Source organism: Erythrobacter sp. NAP1 (genome assembly GCF_000152865.1).
Classification (GTDB): domain Bacteria; phylum Pseudomonadota; class Alphaproteobacteria; order Sphingomonadales; family Sphingomonadaceae; genus Erythrobacter.
In genome coordinates this window covers 2,099,289-2,116,207 of the sequence record NZ_CH672390.1, presented here as the reverse complement: position 1 = coordinate 2,116,207, position 16,919 = coordinate 2,099,289, and the positions used below count along the sequence as shown (strand labels likewise).

19 protein-coding genes and 1 riboswitch are annotated in these 16,919 nt (G+C 61.0%); of the genes, 10 read left to right on the top strand and 9 right to left on the bottom strand.

The features are described 5' to 3' along the window. Nucleotides 1-37 precede the first annotated feature (37 nt). Complete coding sequence (locus NAP1_RS10030) at nucleotides 38-1,369, top strand: amidohydrolase family protein (RefSeq protein ID WP_007165175.1); 1,332 nt, start codon at nucleotides 38-40, stop codon at nucleotides 1,367-1,369. Continuing rightward, complete coding sequence (locus NAP1_RS10025) at nucleotides 1,366-2,352, top strand: MBL fold metallo-hydrolase (protein WP_007165174.1); 987 nt, start codon at nucleotides 1,366-1,368, stop codon at nucleotides 2,350-2,352. Before NAP1_RS10030 ends, NAP1_RS10025 begins: the two co-directional genes overlap by 4 nt. Before the next feature lie 13 nt (nucleotides 2,353-2,365). Here NAP1_RS10025 and NAP1_RS10020 read toward each other — a convergent pair whose 3' ends face one another. Then, a complete protein-coding gene (locus tag NAP1_RS10020; RefSeq protein WP_007165173.1) occupies nucleotides 2,366-3,940 on the bottom strand; it encodes a YadA-like family protein in 1,575 nt (524 codons plus the stop codon). A gap of 175 nt (nucleotides 3,941-4,115) precedes the next feature. Between NAP1_RS10020 and NAP1_RS15960 the strand changes: the two genes are divergently transcribed. Continuing rightward, entirely contained in the window at nucleotides 4,116-4,988 is an 873-nt protein-coding gene (locus NAP1_RS15960; protein WP_007165172.1) for an MBL fold metallo-hydrolase, read from the top strand. A 570-nt stretch (nucleotides 4,989-5,558) separates the two neighbouring features. Here NAP1_RS15960 and NAP1_RS10005 read toward each other — a convergent pair. The 4 genes from NAP1_RS10005 to NAP1_RS09990 all read right to left on the bottom strand — a co-directional run bounded on the left by NAP1_RS10005 (nucleotide 5,559) and on the right by NAP1_RS09990 (nucleotide 8,031). Further along, nucleotides 5,559-6,875, bottom strand: coding sequence for a hypothetical protein (locus tag NAP1_RS10005; RefSeq protein WP_007165170.1), 1,317 nt, complete (start codon nucleotides 6,873-6,875; stop codon nucleotides 5,559-5,561). An 87-nt stretch (nucleotides 6,876-6,962) separates the two neighbouring features. Continuing rightward, entirely contained in the window at nucleotides 6,963-7,463 is a 501-nt protein-coding gene (locus tag NAP1_RS10000) for a RidA family protein (protein WP_007165169.1), read from the bottom strand. A gap of 53 nt (nucleotides 7,464-7,516) precedes the next feature. Then, entirely contained in the window at nucleotides 7,517-7,732 is a 216-nt protein-coding gene (locus NAP1_RS09995; RefSeq protein ID WP_007165168.1) for a hypothetical protein, read from the bottom strand. Nucleotides 7,733-7,815: 83 nt separating this feature from the next. Continuing rightward, complete coding sequence (locus tag NAP1_RS09990) at nucleotides 7,816-8,031, bottom strand: cold-shock protein (RefSeq protein WP_007165167.1); 216 nt, start codon at nucleotides 8,029-8,031, stop codon at nucleotides 7,816-7,818. A gap of 269 nt (nucleotides 8,032-8,300) precedes the next feature. Between NAP1_RS09990 and NAP1_RS09985 the strand changes: the two genes are divergently transcribed. The 3 genes from NAP1_RS09985 to NAP1_RS09975 all read left to right on the top strand — a co-directional run bounded on the left by NAP1_RS09985 (nucleotide 8,301) and on the right by NAP1_RS09975 (nucleotide 10,115). After that, the gene (locus NAP1_RS09985; protein ID WP_007165166.1) at nucleotides 8,301-8,756 is read left to right on the top strand and encodes a YaiI/YqxD family protein; all 456 of its coding nucleotides are present in this window, start codon (nucleotides 8,301-8,303) and stop codon (nucleotides 8,754-8,756) included. A gap of 140 nt (nucleotides 8,757-8,896) precedes the next feature. Continuing rightward, nucleotides 8,897-9,547 carry a DUF5343 domain-containing protein gene (locus NAP1_RS09980; RefSeq protein ID WP_040464912.1) on the top strand — a complete coding sequence of 217 codons (651 nt, stop codon included), beginning with the start codon at nucleotides 8,897-8,899 and terminating at the stop codon, nucleotides 9,545-9,547. Further along, entirely contained in the window at nucleotides 9,531-10,115 is a 585-nt protein-coding gene (locus tag NAP1_RS09975) for a Swt1 family HEPN domain-containing protein (protein WP_007165164.1), read from the top strand. Before NAP1_RS09980 ends, NAP1_RS09975 begins: the two co-directional genes overlap by 17 nt. 19 nt (nucleotides 10,116-10,134) lie before the next feature. Here the strand turns inward: NAP1_RS09975 and NAP1_RS09970 are convergent, their stop codons facing one another. Together NAP1_RS09970 and thiC are read right to left on the bottom strand one after the other, a co-directional pair. Beyond that, nucleotides 10,135-10,701 (bottom strand): hypothetical protein, encoded by a 567-nt coding sequence (locus NAP1_RS09970; protein ID WP_007165163.1) that lies wholly within the window; start codon nucleotides 10,699-10,701, stop codon nucleotides 10,135-10,137. A gap of 3 nt (nucleotides 10,702-10,704) precedes the next feature. Beyond that, on the bottom strand, nucleotides 10,705-12,597 hold the full coding sequence (gene thiC / locus NAP1_RS09965; protein WP_007165162.1) for a phosphomethylpyrimidine synthase ThiC: 1,893 nt from the start codon (nucleotides 12,595-12,597) through the stop codon (nucleotides 10,705-10,707). A 37-nt stretch (nucleotides 12,598-12,634) separates the two neighbouring features. Further along, a riboswitch (TPP riboswitch) is annotated at nucleotides 12,635-12,747 on the bottom strand. 52 nt (nucleotides 12,748-12,799) lie between these two features. On the opposite strand from thiC, the gene NAP1_RS09960 reads away from it, so the two are divergent. Next, complete coding sequence (locus NAP1_RS09960; protein WP_007165161.1) at nucleotides 12,800-13,777, top strand: glutathione S-transferase family protein; 978 nt, start codon at nucleotides 12,800-12,802, stop codon at nucleotides 13,775-13,777. Between the two features lie 6 nt (nucleotides 13,778-13,783). Here NAP1_RS09960 and NAP1_RS09955 read toward each other — a convergent pair whose 3' ends face one another. Then, entirely contained in the window at nucleotides 13,784-14,383 is a 600-nt protein-coding gene (locus tag NAP1_RS09955) for a hypothetical protein (protein WP_007165160.1), read from the bottom strand. A gap of 193 nt (nucleotides 14,384-14,576) precedes the next feature. On the opposite strand from NAP1_RS09955, the gene NAP1_RS09950 reads away from it, so the two are divergent. From NAP1_RS09950 to NAP1_RS09940, 3 genes are read left to right on the top strand one after another with little or no spacing between them, the layout of a single operon-like run. Next, on the top strand, nucleotides 14,577-14,921 hold the full coding sequence (locus NAP1_RS09950) for an HPF/RaiA family ribosome-associated protein (RefSeq protein WP_007165159.1): 345 nt from the start codon (nucleotides 14,577-14,579) through the stop codon (nucleotides 14,919-14,921). A gap of 2 nt (nucleotides 14,922-14,923) precedes the next feature. Then, complete coding sequence (locus tag NAP1_RS09945) at nucleotides 14,924-15,454, top strand: hypothetical protein (protein WP_007165158.1); 531 nt, start codon at nucleotides 14,924-14,926, stop codon at nucleotides 15,452-15,454. Between the two features lie 50 nt (nucleotides 15,455-15,504). After that, nucleotides 15,505-15,942 carry a DUF6491 family protein gene (locus tag NAP1_RS09940; protein WP_007165157.1) on the top strand — a complete coding sequence of 146 codons (438 nt, stop codon included), beginning with the start codon at nucleotides 15,505-15,507 and terminating at the stop codon, nucleotides 15,940-15,942. Nucleotides 15,943-15,945: 3 nt separating this feature from the next. Here NAP1_RS09940 and NAP1_RS09935 read toward each other — a convergent pair whose 3' ends face one another. Next, on the bottom strand, nucleotides 15,946-16,914 hold the full coding sequence (locus NAP1_RS09935; protein WP_007165156.1) for a patatin-like phospholipase family protein: 969 nt from the start codon (nucleotides 16,912-16,914) through the stop codon (nucleotides 15,946-15,948). Nucleotides 16,915-16,919: the final 5 nt, after the last annotated feature.

Sequence of the window (16,919 nt, the reverse complement as noted above, 5' to 3'; positions counted from 1 at the left end):
CTGCATTTCGGGGATCAAGAGAAGCAGGGAGAGAGATATGGGACTGCTCAAGACCATTCGGAGCGCGCTTGTAGGAACCGCCGTGGGCCTCGCGACGATGGCCGCGTCGCCGGCCTTTGCCGAAACGCTGATCGATGCTGGCAGCGTCATCACCGATGCGGCGAGCGAGCCGTCAGGGCCCAGCTATATTATCGTGAAGGACGGTCGCATCCACGACATCGTTGCTTCGGACAGCGATCAGGCGCGCGGCTACGAAGCAGCAGCCACGAATGAGGCGGGCGAATGGGTGTGGGACTATGTCGATCTGTCCGACAAGACCGTGTTGCCCGGCCTGATCGACCTGCACACTCACCTTTCTGGCGATCCGTCGGGTGAATTCTGGCGGGCAGCGACGACCCCGCCTGAATACTTCACACTGATCGCTGCCAAGAATGCGCGCATCACCGCGCTCGCGGGCTTTACCACCGTGCGCGATCTCGGTTCGCGCACCGATCAAGTGACACAGATGCTTCGCCGTGCAACCGCAGAGGGGCTTGCGCCCGGACCGCGCGTCGTCACCAGCGCTCGCACCATCTCGATCATCGGCGGGCATGGCGACACCAATGGCTTTGTCGAGCATGTGAATGATGTGCTCGATTCAGGCTTTACCTGCACCGGTCCGGTCGAGTGCGCATCAAAGGTCCGGCTCGCCTCGCAGTACGGTGCCGATCTCATCAAGATCACCGCGACCGGCGGCGTCCTCTCGCAACAGGGGCGCGGGCTCGAAGCGCATTTCTCGGACGAGGAGATGAAGGCGATCGTCGATACGGCAGAGAGCCTCGGCCTGAAAGTCGCGGCGCACGCACACGGCGCTCGCGGGATTGAGGCTGCAGCCCGCGCCGGTGTTCATACGATCGAGCACGGAACCTATATCGACGATGCCGCCGCTCAGGCGATGAATGAGAGCGGCACCACGCTCGTGCCGACCCTGATGGCCTTTGACGGCATCCGCCAGAACCTTGGCAAGGGCTTCTACACTCCGGTGGTCGAAGCCAAGATCCGCGAGGTCGCCAAGGTCGCCGACACTATCATCGAGCGCGCCCGTGCAAACGGCGTGAGGATCGCATTCGGGACCGATGCGGGCGTTTTCCCGCACGGTCTCAACGCTGGCGAGTTCGGCCTCATGATGCGCGGCGGAATGTCGAGCCGCGAAGCTCTTGCCAGCGCCACCACCGTCGCTGCCGACATTCTCGGGATGAGCGACCAGATCGGTCAGCTGACACCAGGCTATTCAGCCGACATCATCGCGGTCGATGGCAATCCGATTGCCGATGCAACGGTGCTTGAAAATGTCGACTGGGTGATGGTGCGCGGTCGCGTGATCGAATGATCCTGCGTCCGCTGGCGGCGCTCGCCGCAATTGTCAGCGCGGCATCGGCCACTTCATCGGCAACCGTTTCTGATGGGCATCAGGAACCGACATGTGCTCTCGAACTGGTGGTGCTGGGCGCGGGACAGGATGCAGGGGCGCCTCAGCTTGGCAATCCTTTGGATGAGGCTCCGCCCTTGTTGCCGACCGCGCTTGGCATAGTCGACCGGGCTGCGGGCCAGCGATACCTCTTCGAGGCAACGCCTGCCATTACGGAGCAGGTTCATGCGCTGGACCGGATCGAGGCAGGCGACGCCAGCACGCCGGGCAGTCTGGGGCTTGATGCAGTGTTCGTGACGCACGCTCACATCGGGCACTATCTTGGCCTTGCGCAGTTCGGCGTTGAAAGCGCAGGCGCCGATGGGCAGCGTGTATTCGCGATGCCTCGTATGGCGCAGTTCCTTCGCGTGAACGGCCCTTGGAGCCAGCTCGTAGAGTTCGGTAACATCGATCTGGTCGAGCTCGCCGATGAGCAGCCCGTCAAACTGTCCGACAACTTCAGCGTCACGCCCATGCGCGTTCCGCACCGCGATGAATACTCAGAGACGGTTGGCTTTCAGATGTCCAGCACCGGCAAGCGCGTCGTTTTCATACCCGATCTCGACAGCTGGGACGAGTGGGAGGAGATGAGCGGGGACAGCCTCGAGGCCTTGATCGCGCGGGTCGATTTCGCTTTCGTCGATGCGACCTTCTTCGACGATAACGAACTGCCCGGAAGGGATATGAGCGCCATTCCGCACCCGCGCGTCAGCTCAACCATGGAGCGACTGGCCCATCTGCCCGAGGCCGAGCGCGCCAAGGTTCACTTCATCCACTACAATCACACCAACCCCATCCGTGAGCCGCAAAGCGCCGAAAGCGCGCTTGTCGCCGAGCGCGGCTTTCACGTCGCGCGTCGAGGCGACCGTCATTGCCTCGTCGATGGCGTTGTAGCGGACCGCTAGGGTGCACAAGCCCTCAGAATCCGAACGCCACCCCGACACGGCCACCAGTGCTGTCTGGCGCGCTCGACCCGGCGATGGCGGCCGAGACGTAGAGCCGCTCGCCTAGCCGCGCGGAGACTGCGCCTGAGAAGCCCTCTTCGCCCTGATAGGTCGAGACATTTGCGCTGAGCGAGATGGTGGAATCGGGCACTACCATTGCACCACCCATCGCCATCGCAGCGGCTATCCCTCCGCTGGTGCGCTCGTCCAGATCCTCGAGCGCGAATTCTAGGCCTGCAACGCGCGAGGTTAGCGCCTCGAACTGGCGATCCGAGACCATGGCGAGCGAGTTCACCGCAACCCGTACGTTCTCGACCGCGAGAGGGCTGACCACCTCTTCTCGGCCAAGCGTGCCATTTGCATCCACCGTCACGACATCGACCGGTCCGACCTGCGCTGCGGTGCTTGCCGCGATGTCACCCAGCTTGACCGAGGTGCTCACGCCGCCGAGCACGACCTGGTTGTCCGCTGTCGTCACCGCTCCCTGACCTACGGCGGTGGAACCAGCGTTGGCCGCCACTGCTCCTTGCCCGATGGCCGTCGCGCGCGCTGCGCTGGCCGAAGCGTTGGCGCCGAGCGCCGTCGCCTGATCGCCCACCGCGCTTGCAAGCACACCGTAAGCCGCGCTCGACAGTCCCGCCGCGACCGAGGCAGTGCCCGTGGTGGTCGAGAAGGTGCCGGTCGCCTGAGCTTCCTGTCCGAACGCACCCGAGCTGGTCCCGGTGGCCCGCGCCCTGTTCCCGAAGGCAGTAGAGTTGAGCGCTGTCGATTGTGCGCCCGTCCCGATCGCGACGTTGTTGAAGTCGAATGCGACGGCTCCCGTTCCGATAGCGAGCGCCTCTGCGCGGATGGCCTGCGCGCCGGTGCCGATGGCGGTGGTGTTGAGCCCTTGCGCAATCGCGCCTGCGCCAAGGGCCACGCCGCCATCTCCTTGAGCGTTGGCAAGGTCGCCGATCGCAACGGCTCTCGCCCCGGCGACGCTGGTCCCCGAGCCAAGCGCAATCGCAGCCAATCCCGATGCGTTCGACGACTTGCCGATCGCGATGGCTTCCGCCGCGCTTGCCTGAGCAAGCCGTCCCGCTGCGACCGTGTCACTGGCGCTGGCGACCGAGAGGATGCCGATCGCGATCGCATTGCTCGCCGTCGCATCCGAGCCTGCGCCCAAAGCGGTCGCCCCGCTGGCGGTGGCCTGTGCCGACTGGCCGAAGGCGCTGGCGCTTGCATCGGTGCTCACGCTGCCTGCCTGCGCGAACTGGCCCACGGCCGTCCCGCGGTCCCCTGCTGCGCTGGCGCTATCGCCCACCGCAAGGCTGAGGTCCCCGCTGGCGACCGCGTCGTTCCCGGCGGCTGTCGCATTCGCCCCGTCGGCATCCGCGTTCTCCCCGCATTCGAGACTGTCGTCGCTGGTGAGGAGGATGAAGTCCGCCCCCCTTGCAACGTTGCACGATGCGGTGGCGTCCGCCTTGGCGGGCGCATGAAGAGCGGTGCCGGCGGCGAGCGCTGCGAGCGCAAAGCCAAGGCGGCGGTGAGAGTTGCAAGGCTGGACCATGCGCGCTCACCTGCCACACGCCGCCACAGCAGACCCGTGCAACTGCCTCCACTTCCGAGCCAGTTGGCAGCCGCGCCCGCTGTGCTAGGCTCGCAACCTACCCCGCCCGTCTGCGAAGGAGCCGTTCATTCGTGCATCACAGCTACTCCTTTCCGCCCTGCCGCTCGCCGCCATCATGGCGCTCCCTTCCTGCGCCGAGGCACCCAATGACACCGTCGCCCCACCGACCGAGCTCGCCACCGGCCCCAATCCCAACACCGCCACCGCGATCCTCAACGCAGGCGTCATGGCCGAGCTTGGCGGCGACCTTGAACGCGGGGACACCGCAGGCACCCGCCCGGTCAAGCTCCTGTTCGACCCGCTCTATGACGACCACTGGGGCACCTTCGAAGTGCCGCCGCCCGAGTTGGTCGAGGCGCTCGTCACCGGAGCGCCCCCCTACGATGGCGTCGCCGCCGTCTTCGTCAGCCACGCCCACGGCGACCACTTCTCCGAGGAGCAGCTGACCGCCATGCTCGCCGCCCAGGCCGACCTCGTCATGGTCGCACCCGCACAGGCGCTTGACCGCATGCGCGAGGCGCCCGGCTGGGACGAAGCGCTCGCCGAGCGCATCCGCACCATCGAGCTTGCCAATGGCGAGGCGGCCGAGGCCATCGCAATCGCGGGCGCCACCATCGAGGCCTTCCGCTCCCCGCATTCCGGCTGGCCCGACCGGCACGCAGAGGTCCACAACATCACCTTCCGCGTCTCCGCTCCGGCTGGCGAGGGCCTGTCGGCACGCGTCATGCACCTTGGCGACGCGGACCCGGCTTCCGAGCACTACGAGGCCCTCACCGCCTTCCTTCAGGCCCGGCGCACCAGCCTCGCCATGGTCCCCTACTGGCACTATGCGCAAGGCGGCTTCGACGCGCTGCTGGACGAGACCTTCAACGCCCATGCCGCCGTCGCCATGCACGTGCCAATCGAGGCGCCCGGCTACCTTGCTAGGGGCGAGCGCCCCTTCTTCACCGAGGTCGGCCAGATGGTGGAGATCGTGCCTGTCGAGTGAGCGTTTTCCTCACGAAGTGGACCGCATGTTACACGGTCCAGGGGCAAAAACGGCCCATGTGTCACCGTGCCCCGCCAAAAGTGTGACCTTGGCCGCCAAAGCGTCACCAAGGGGCCGCAAAGTGTCACCCATCGGCGGCAAAGTGTCGCGCTGAGGCGGGCCAGAGTGTCACCCATGGGGCGCATAACTGTCATCCTCCCGCATGGCACCCGCAGCAAGATCGACCGGCGCGCGCGAGAGCAGCGGATGCACGCGCTTGGGCTTTCGCGCCGAAGCCCTGCGCTGCGCCGCCTCCTCCATCGCCAAGTCCCAGAACTTCGCAAACCCCGGAGCCCGCGCCCGCAACGGATAAGCCGCCTGCCGGCTCATCCCCACGCTGCGAGCCGCAGGCGCAACCTTCCCGCTGCGAGCAAGCGCCTTGAGGAACGCGGCAGCCTTGGCGCCGGTCCAGCGGGTGGTGTCAGGTTGAAGCGAGGGCGAGTGGGGAGGGGGGGGGAGGATGCCATCTGCGAGGTTAAGGCAGAAATTGGCGGTGTAGGAAAGTGGGGTATTGGCAGGCGGGTTAAAGGCTTAAACTGAGAAACGGATTGGCACGCTAGAGCTTATCAACACCTTCTGAGCCAAAAATTCGAGTAGAAGGTTATCGAACTCTAAGGTCTCCGCCTCCTCACTGAATGGTAATATCATGCCCCGACCATCTGGATGATCATCATCTTTTGTATGAACAATTTTGCATCTAATATCGTATATACGCGTCGCTACGTCATTCCTGAGGTCGAGGTTTGTGTTTGCGGTGGGTACTTTGTGAATATTCATCTTCTTGCTTTTTGAGCTCAGGTGATCTTGCAAGCCACTAGTTGAAGCTATGAACTCTCTCAACTCATCGGGATCAATACATGCATCGAAGACGGCGCGTAGTTGAGAACGTTCGTCGCCAAAGCCATTTCTACTCAGCTTCATCGCCGTTAAGAGCCGGGCGAGATCACTATCTCTATCGGTTCTGAATGATGGATCCTTCAAAATCAGACCAAGCCGTCTTTTGGCCTCCGACTCAGAATAGGTCGGAAAGAAATACTCAATACACTGATAGAGGCCAAGGAAGCGAAGCAGCGGCAGTCCGCGCGCGTCTCTAGCGTACCAGTAAAGCGACATGGGGGCCGCTTCGTACTCGTGGGTCGGAAACTTAATCTTCGCGTCACGATCAGGCCTTCGACGCCTGGAAATAAACCTCCTGTTCCTTTCTTGGATAAGACTGAAGCCAGTGCCATACTGAAGGTCCATTTGAAAACCTATGCTATCAGCAAGCTTTCTTAGTAGAGCTCGCGCCTCCTCCTGATTGGTGAAGCCTCCACCTTGAATTTTAAGGCTAATTGAACGCGAAAGGTATCTTGCCCCAAGAAGGACTGCTAGGTCGTTAGAAACTCTTCCAAGAGATGCGACCGGTGCTCCTGATGGGGCGTCCCCTTCGAGGACGATTGCGGACGACTTGTCATCTTCTTGCGAAGCTAGCTCGATGAATCTGTTCAATGCGGCAGGGATCGGATAGCCTCTGACTAAGGCTTCAATAGTCTGCTCATTGTAACAACAAACTGCATCGAACCCTTCTAAGAAAACATACTTTTCAAATTTGATTTCTAGGAGTTTATCGGCACGCCCCCCGCTCGCAGGGACTGCCCGAGTATTTCTGCCGCGGGGCAGCAAGATACTGAGGAGCTTCTCTCCATCTTCGAATTCTCGCTCGCGCACTTCAATGTCCGCAGCGTCGCAACGTTCTTTGAGTTGGCCTATCGCGCCTCGCTCTATTTCGTCATTCGCAAAATCAATCTCGATTTCGCCGACAATGTCGTCATCAAGATCTAGTTCTTCTCGATCGCCCTGTTCAATCAAACAACATCTCCGCAGCAGAAATCAGGCTTCTTTACTTGTGAGTATTAGATTTGCCGTCAATCCCTTTAACTCTTTGATCGACAAGCTTCAGTCTGATCTGCGAGCCGTAATCTTGATCTCCACCACGCCCTCGGGCGCATAGAGGCGGTCCACGTCGATCGCGGTCCAGGCGGGGAAGGGGGCTTTGACGTAGCGGTTCTTCACCGCGGCGAGCGCGGGCATCGAGGCGTCTATGTCGGTGTGGTAGGTGGTGATGTCGAGCACGTCGCCCCAGCTCGATCCGGCGCGCTCGAGGATGCCGCCGATATACTGAAACGTGCGGTCGAACGCCTCTTCCTGCGTCTCGCCCTCTTGCGGGGGACCGAGGATCACGCCGGATAGGTAGACGGTGTCGCCGTGGATCACCGCTTCGGAAAAGCCGAACTGCTCAAGAAAAGCGCGCGCGCCCGGGTCCTCGGGCATGATGGTGCGCTTTTCGGATGAGGTCGCCTCGGCGCCTGCCTCGACATGCGCATCGGCGAGCGCGGGGCTGGTGGTGGCTGCGCTCAAAGCCGCGGCTGCGGCGAGCAAAGTGACTGATCTGAGCATGGCTGGTCCTCCCTGTTGTCGGGAAGGGACCATACATGCTCACCGCATGGGTGTCAGTTCCTGAGGGCGGCTTCCGCCTCGCGCTTGGCCATGCGTGCAGCGTCGGCCTTTTCGCGGGCGATCTTGCCTGCGCGGGTACGCTCGGCAAGGCCGAGCCAATGCTGCTCAGAGCGCAGTTCCCGCTCGCGCACATTCTGCAGAACCGCTTCCTTCGCAGCCTTCGCGGATTCGCCCGCACGCTCGATATAGAATTCGTAAGTCTGCGCCATGTGGTCTGCCTTTCGGTATCGGGAAAAGTACTGAGCGGTTAAAACGCAGCGCGGAGCATGATGTTCCGCGCTGCGCATGTTCGTCAGTCCGCTGCCGAAAGGTTTACGGCGCTTTCCTTGCCATTGCGGCCGGTCTCGACTTCGTAGTTGAGACGCTGTTCCTTATCGAGCGTCTGCATGCCGGCGGCCTGCACCGCGCTGATGTGCACGAAGCTGTCGGCCGAACCGTCGTCGGGCTGGATGAAGCCATAGCCCTTGTCGGCGTTGAAGAATTTTACGGAGCCAGTTTTGCTGGACATAATATCGTTCCTTTCAAGAACGTTGGGGTTGCCTCACCGCGACATGCGGCAAGGTCGTGCGTCAATTCGTTCAGATGAAAGGAAGTCGTCGTCCGGTTAACGCCGGGGGTTCGAAGAACCAGACGGCGGAGCGCAAATTTCAAGTTCCGTCGCAAATTCCGACGTCAGCGCGGAGGCTGTAGCATGGAATTGCGCGGATAGCTAATTATTGTTCGCGGGGCAGCTGCGTTTCTGGATTCCGGCATGCCCGTGGGTTAAGGCGTGCTCCCATGACGATCACCATCCTTGTTGATGCCGACGCCTGCCCGGTGAAGGACGAAGTGTACCGCGTGGCGGACAGGTTCAAGGCCGAGGTCCGCGTGGTGAGCAACTCGCCCCTCCGCGTGCCGGTGAGCGAGCGGGTGAAGCGGGTGGTGGTGAGCGACGGCTTCGACGCGGCGGATGACTGGATCGCGGAGCATGCCGACGACCGCAGCGTGGTGGTGACCGGCGACATCCTGCTGGCCGAGCGCTGCCTCAAAGCAGGCGCGCGCGTGCTGAAACACGACGGCCGCGAATTCGACGCCGCCAGCATCGGCAGCGCCATCGCAACCCGCGCGATAATGGAAGACCTGCGCGCCGGGATGGACGGGGTCGGTGGAGGCCCGCCGCCGTTTAGGAAGGCGGATCGGTCGAACTTCCTGCAGGCGCTGGACCGGGTGATGGTGGGGATGGGGCGGGGTTAGCTCACGCGACTGCACCATCCGTTTCTGCCGGCAAACTTGGAAGGGCAAGATGAGTTGTGGAGGACCAGCGCCAGCCCATTGACGTCAGGCCAAATGAAGGCGCTTACTAGCAATCTTGGCTAAGATGAATGGAGGGCAAAATGGCTCTGCCGCCATATATGAATTCCACCGGGCTTATTTCGAAAATCTTCGCCAAGATTCAAGAGGCGAAGGTTCCGGATCGCTACACACAAGATTTCCAATCGACAGTGCTGGGTTACGGTTCTGGCAGCGCGAAACCCTTCATTCCATTTCTAAAAAGAATGGGATTCTTAGAATCTGACGGACGTCCCACAGATTTATATCGCCGTTTTCGCAATGCCGACAGCAGTGGTGCTGCAATGGCAGATGCGATGAAGCACGGTTTCGCAGAGATATTCAAGCGCAATGAATACGCCTACGAGCTAACTCCTGATAAACTGAAAAACTTGATCGTCGAAGTCACTGGCAAGGAAAAAAGCGATTCCTCGGTTAAAGGGATTACGGGAAGTTTCACCGCTTGCAACTCGCTGGCTGACTTCGACTCGTCTCAGACCTCTGATCCTGATTCACACAGTGAGCATAGAGAAGAACCGGCTTCAATGGGTTCGCCACAAGCGCTTGTTGAATATCGTCGGACGGGCAATGCCCGAAAAGCGTTGGGCCTTTCCTACACGATCAATCTGAATCTGCCCGAAACCGACAATATTGACGTGTTCAATGCTATCTTCAAATCTCTCAGAGAGAACCTGCTAGATGCCTTCGACGAATAGAAACGTCCGTCTCTTTGGTCTGAACAATCTCGCGATAGAAGCATCCGTACGCCACTTGGAAAAGCTGCATGAAGTAGATTTGGGACACGGCGAAGATAGCGTGTCCCAGCCTGACGAGACTTATTACCCCCAGTTCGACGCGACCATCCGTTCAGAGGCGGCGGCTATGGCTGTCCACTATCGGGTTTTTTATTGTCTCGAGAATTCGATCCGCACTCTGATCTCGGACATATTGCTGGAGCAGCACGGAACAGATTGGTGGAACCTAGCTGTCCCGCCGAATGTGAAAGATCATGCTGAAGCGACGCATAAGAGAGAGCTAGAGTCCGGGATCAGCGTAAGGTCCGAAGAACTCATCGATTATACAACTTTTGGCGAGCTAGGGGAGATAATCAAAACCAACTGGGAGACATTTTCAGACATCTTTCAGAACATTAAAGCTCTTGAGAAGGTGATCTCAACTTTAAACACACTTCGCGGTCCAATCGCGCATTGCAAAACTTTGGCAGAAGACGAGGTCGTGAGGCTCCATCTGGCGCTACGGGATTGGTTCAGGGCGATGGGTTAATTCGGAATCAAATTCAGAATTAGTCAATTGCGACCTCAAAACCTAAACCACGAAGCACCGCTGTAGATATTCGCTCATCAAGTTGCGGCTTTCCTTTTTTGCTGGTGACCCCCTGCAACTTCCCAAAAGGCCGAAAACCAACTTTTGCTTCAAACTCGTCGTTAAGAAGCTTCGCGTATTGCAGGCAACGTAGGATAGCTTTCTCGATTTCTGCTGATGTTTCATAGCGGCCGTGCATGATCGCGTCCCTGACTTTTTCAGCGGGCGCAATCAATTGACGACTTCTCTTGCTCAGTGACTTCCCAGAAATCCGGTGAAAATGCTTAGGATATTCAGCCCGGTCAATCTTCATCTGATCAACTGCGTCCCAAGCCATATCGCTGTTGGTACGGTACTCTCGCATAAGCAAAGCGTAAAGCGCGATACGCTGACCCGCTTCAAGTTGCTGAAATGTGTAAGCTAACGCAGGATTCCGACTAGAAATCTTTTCCAGCAATTCCGGCAGGACAAGAAAGTACCATTGGAACCCTTCATCTTGCTCATCTAGAAAGTCTTCTATCTTTTGTCGGTTAGACTTTCTCGGCACCTCCTAATTCTCCTCGGGCAAATACAACCGCTCACCCTTCTCCTTGTACACCCGGCTCATCTCTTCCATGCCAGCCTCGTTCTCGGCGCGCTCGGCGGGGGAGTTTTCGCCCTTGAGGTCCTCGCTTGCAAGGAAGCTGTCGGGGTCCGAATTCTGCTTCGCCGCAAACTCGCGCACTTCCTGTGAAATCTTCATCGAGCAGAACTTGGGCCCGCACATGGAGCAGAAGTGGGCGGTCTTCGCGCCTTCTGCGGGGAGCGTCTGGTCGTGGTACTGCTCCGCGGTGTCGGGATCGAGCGACAGATTGAACTGGTCGCGCCAGCGGAATTCAAAGCGCGCTTTTGACAGCGCATCGTCGCGCACTTTCGATGCCGGGTGGCCCTTCGCAAGGTCCGCTGCGTGGGCGGCGAGCTTGTAGGTCACAACGCCCACTTTCACATCGTCGCGGTCGGGCAGGCCAAGGTGTTCCTTGGGCGTGACGTAGCAGAGCATCGCGGTGCCGTACCAACCGATCTGTGCAGCCCCGATGCCGCTGGTGATGTGGTCGTAGCCCGGCGCAATGTCGGTGACGAGCGGCCCAAGCGTGTAGAACGGCGCTTCGCCGCACGCTTCGAGCTGCTTTTCCATGTTCTCCTTGATCTTGTGCATGGGCACGTGGCCCGGCCCTTCGATCATGACCTGAACGTCCTGCGCCCACGCCTTCTTGGTCAGCTCGCCCAGAGTGTAGAGCTCGGCGAATTGCGCTTCGTCATTGGCGTCGGCGATCGAGCCGGGGCGTAGGCCATCGCCCAGCGAATAGGCGATGTCGTAGGCCTTCATGATCTCGGTGATGTCGTCGAAGTGTTCGTAAAGGAAGCTTTCCTTGTGATGCGCGAGGCACCATTTCGCCATGATCGATCCGCCGCGCGACACGATCCCGGTGACGCGCTTGGCGGCGAGCGGGACGTATGGCAGGCGCACCCCTGCATGGATGGTGAAGTAGTCGACGCCCTGCTCGGCCTGTTCGATCAGCGTGTCTCGGAAAATCTCCCACGTCAGCTCCTCGGCGATGCCGCCGACCTTTTCGAGCGCCTGGTAGATTGGCACGGTGCCAACCGGCACGGCGGAATTGCGGATGATCCATTCGCGCGTGTCGTGGATGTTGCGCCCGGTGGAAAGGTCCATGATCGTGTCCGCGCCCCAGCGGGTCGCCCAGACCATCTTGTCGACTTCCTGCGCCACGTCCGAAGCGACGGCGGAATTGCCGATATTGGCGTTGATCTTGACGAGGAAGTTGCGCCCGATGGCCATCGGCTCGGTTTCGGGGTGGTTGATGTTGTTGGGAATGATCGCGCGGCCACGGGCGACTTCGCTGCGAACGAATTCCGGCGTGATCACATCGGGGATTTCCGCGCCCCAATCCTCGCCATCGCGCACGAAATCGGCAGCGATTTCGCGGCCAAGGTTCTCGCGCTCGGCGACATATTCCATTTCAGGCGTGATGATGCCTTTGCGCGCATAGTGCATCTGGCTGACATTCATGCCTGCCTTGGCGCGAAGGGGGCGCTTTACCGTGTTGGGGAATTGCGGGACGCCGCCCGAGCGATCCGGGCCAAGCTGGCCGTTATCTTCAGGCTTCACCTCGCGCGCATCGTAATCCTCGACGTCCCCGCGAGCCATGATCCAGTCGCGGCGCAAGGCGGGAAGGCCTGAATTGATGTCGATATTGGCGTCGGGGTCGGTGTAGGGGCCCGACGTGTCGTATACGCGCACCGGAGCCTCGCCGCCTTCGAGGTCGATCTCGCGCATGGCGACCTGGACGCCGCTGCCGGTACGTGCGCCGACATGGATCTTGCGGCTGCCACGGATAGGCCCGGTGGTTACGCCAATTTCTACGGGGGAATTGATGTCGGCCATGCGAAGTCTCTCCTTGCGAGGACGGAGCGCGGACTTCTGGCAATCAGCCGCCCACTCCCTCCGCCGATGCTAATCGGTTCAGGTTCAACGGGTCGTGGGCCGCAACACCCACCTCTCAGCCAAGACTTGCTGGCTCCCCGGGGATGACTTGCGTCTATAACAGCGGCACAAAAGAATCCAGCACAGTTGGTGGAGAGAATGGATGTATACGCTCTATGGCGCGCTCGCCTCGCCCTATTCGGTCAAGATGCGCAGCCTGCTGCGCTATCGGCGCATTCCCTTCGTCTGGAAAAGCGGCGCAGCGACCCGCGAGGCGCAGCGCCATGTGCGCGCGCCGGTTATCCCGGTGCTGGAATTTCCCGACGGCGGCTACGCCAACGATTCCACCCCGCTCATCTATCGGCTTGAGGAAGAGCATAGCGAACGCTCGGTCATTCCGGGCGATCCAGCTATGGCCTTCGCCGCGCATGTGATCGAGGATTTCGCCGATGAATGGCTGACCAAGGCGATGTTCGGATATCGCTGGCTTGATCCAGTCGATCAGGAGCAGATGAGCAAGTGGCTGGCCTTCGACCTGCTCGAAGGGGGCGGCCTTGCAAAAAGCACCGCCTATGCCGCCGAGTTCCGAGAACGGCAGGTGGGGCGGATGCCGCTGGTCGGCTGCACGCGCGAGAACTTCGCGCTGATCGAGGCATCGACGAAGCAGGTCCTGAGCGCGCTAGAGGATCACGTCACCGACAGCTTCTTCCTGTTCGGATCGCGCCCGAGCCTTGCGGAGTTCGGACTGCTTGGACAGCTCTCGCAATTGGCGGTCGATCCCACACCGCAAGCGATGATGCGCAGCGAGTATCCTTATACCTATCGCTGGCTGATGCACCTCGAGGACGTGTCAGGGATCGAGGGCGAGTGGTCGGACGGGCCTAGCGATGCGGCGCTTGCGATCCTGAAAATGGCTGGAGAGGTCTACGCGCCTTTCCTTGCCGCCAATGCGAAGGCGCTGGCAGCAGGTGAAGAGCAGTTGTCTTTCTCAGCGATGGGACACGAGTTCGCCCAGCCGGTCTTCAAGTACCAGGCTAAATGCCTTGCCGATCTGCGCACGCGCTTCGAAGCGCTCGCGCCTGCGGATCGCGACACGGCTGGCGGCTGGCTGGGCGAGGACTGGATGCGCATCCTCGCGTGACCGGCATCAATCACTCTTGCGCAGCGTGAAGAGGCACAGCGCCAGCAGCACCGTAGCAAGCACGCCCGAACCGCCTGCAATCGGAAGCTCGCCCGAAAAGTCGCGGCCCAGGGCGAGGCTCAAAGCGTTGCTCACAAGCGCGACCGCACCAACCAGCGCTGTAACGCCGCCAAGTGCTTTTGATTCGGCGCTCAAATGGCCAACGCCAAATACCACTGCAGCGAGCGCGAGGAGCACCTTGGCCGCGTTGTAGACCATGAAGGAATAGTCGACGATCGCGCCTGCAACGGGAGCAAGCTCGGGAACAGCCTCTGCCGCTTCGAAGAAGGGGCCGAAAAGCGTAAGTCCTATGCCGACCTGCACAACGTTAAGCACTGCAGCGGCCGTGATCGCAGACCAGCCGACCTGCCATTCGCTCGCACGCACCATCGCAGCGCCCGCATAAGCGGCGAGGATCGTGAACAGCACGCCCTCGCTGCCCCACAGGAGCTGACGCGGCACGTCCATCTCGGCGATGTAGAGCGCGGTGTAGATCGCCTGCGTGATAGCCGCGATGAGCAGGAGCGATGCAACGATGGTCACGTTGCGATTGAAGGTTGCGTGCATGATGTGAAGGTTCCCCTGGAAAACTGTTCGATTGCCTTACGTGGGCGTGCGCCGGATGGTTACGCCCGATTGGCCGATATTCCCCGGGGCAGGCAGATTTAGCCGCCGGAACGGAACCGATTTTGCTCGCAATTGTAGAGCGTCACACCCATATTCAGTCCCAACAGGGGCAAGAAAGAGAGGAGAAACTTTCATGCAGTTCCAGTTCAATTCCGACAGCAGCGTAATGGGCACCGAGAACGTCTCGGAGCGGATCGAGGCCATGGTGCGCGAAAAGCTTACCCGCTTCGAGGATCGTCTCACCCGGGTCGAAGTGCACGTGTCGGACGTCAACGGCTCCAAGCACGGTGCCGACGACAAACACTGCGTGATCGAAGCGCGCCCGCGCGGCGGGAAGCCCATCGGCGTCACAGGCAAGGCCGACAAGGTCGATGATGCTGCGCGCAAGGCTGCCAATACCCTCTCGCAGCGGCTCGAACGCCACTTCGGCAAGGAATCGCGCCACAAGCACGACGCGCGTCCCGACAAGGTGATGTAATCATGACATCCGCCAGCGATGTGCGCAGACAGCTGCGCGCGCGGCTGGCGGAGTATGACGGGCAATCCGTGACGCTGCTCGGCGAGGCGGAGGCGGCATGTTCCCGCGATCCTGACTATTTCGACGCGCTCATTGAGCTTGCAGGTTCGCGCAAAGGCCATGTGCCTGCCGGTGCAACCTGGCTCATCAAGAGCGCGCTTGAGGCAGGACACAAGGCGAGCGCCTCGCAGGCCGATGCTCTGGTCGCATCTCTACCCGCCATCACTGGTTGGGCGGCGCAGCTTCACCTTTGTCAGTCGATCGGTTTTTTGGATATCCCGCCGCGCCACACCGGATTTGTTGCGCACTGGCTTGAGCCGCTGCTGGAGCATGAGCGACCCTTTGTGCGAGCCTGGTCGCTTGATGCACTTGGCCATCTGGCGCGTGCTGATGAGAGCCTTGCCGACCGTTTCGAAACCGCGCTCGCAGCCGGAGCCAAGGACGATCGGGCTTCAGTCCGGGCGAGGGCCCGCAATCTCGCCGCCAGGCGATGACCACGCAGCATCCATCTTAGGTTCAGCCGCTTCGGCCAACGATATGAGGCATGGCTGTCACCGATCCCAAACTTCCGCTGGCCATTGGCCTTGTATCCGCTCTCGCAGTAGGCGTCCCCGCGCTCGCGCAAGGCGACGATGCGGATGAGCCGACTGCGCGCGAACGGGGTGGGCGCGAGTGTTTCTATCAGCGCCAGATTACCGGCTACCGCACTGCCAAGGACGAAGGAGGCAAGCGCAGCGATACGAGCATTCTCGTCGATGTGCGCGCGGGCGAGACGTTCCTCGTTACTTTTGCGCAGCGTTGCCCCGATGTGCGCTGGGCGCAGACAGTTCGCTTCACGCGCACAGGCGTCGGGCGGATTTGCGACGGGCTTGATATCGACGTCATCGTGCCGGACGTAACCGGACCGCAGCGCTGCACGATCCAGTCGATCCGCAGGCTGACCGCTGGTGAACCCGGAGCGCGGGCGGGCGCTCGCGAATAGGCGCTATTCCGGCACCCCTAGAAACGCGGCGATCTCGCTCCAGCGCGAGCGCACTTCGTTGCGGCCGCGCTCGATATTCTGGGCGATAAGCTCCGGAATGAAGTCGAGCGTTTCGTAAAGGTCGGTCGGCGGCTGAAGCACCATGGTCGGGATCAGGAAATACTGGTCGATCCGCGCCTTGATCGGAGCCATCGCCTGTTCGACCTGCTCGGGGGAAAGGGGCAGGCCTTCGAGCACGCGGCGCTGTTCCATCTCGGCGCGCAGCAGGTCGTTGATCAGCTCGATGCTGCCAAGGTCGCTGTCGGCAACCTCTCGCGTCAGCAGCTCGACCGAGCGAAGGCCGATGTCGATGATGCTGTCATATTCGTTGTGCGTCTTGGGCAAGGGCGCTTCGGCGCGGACCACCAGGATCGCGCGCGGGCGCAGCCGGATGGCGGAATCATAAGGCGTGATGTCCCTCACCCCGCCATCGACCCACTGTTCCAGCTTGCCGCCCGCATCGCGCGTTTCGAAGGGCGGGAAGAAGGGTGGCTGGGCCGAGCTTGCATAGACCCAGTCGGCGATGTTGTTGGCGTTCTCAGCGACGGTGATGAGATCGCCGGTGGTGATGTTGACGACCGCGAGACGCAGGTTCTTGCCGGTTGCGCGAATGTCCTCGTCCTTGAAGGCATCGTTCAAGAGCTTGCGCAATGGCCCGGTGCTGTAGACCGAGTTTTTGCCGGTGATGACCGCCCAGATCGGGCCGCCCCGGCTCTTGTAGATGTCGTCGGGCCCCTTGAGCCCGGTCCAGAAGTCGACGAGTTCGGGGATCGTGTCCTGCGCCACACCCGCCGCTTGGATCGCGCCGGTCGATGTGCCGACCACCGTTTCGAAATCAACGCCTTTTACGCGGATCAATTCATCCAGCACGCCGACTTGATACGCGCCCTTTGCGCCGCCACCGCTAAGCGCCAATCCCAGTCCACCAGCCATGCGTT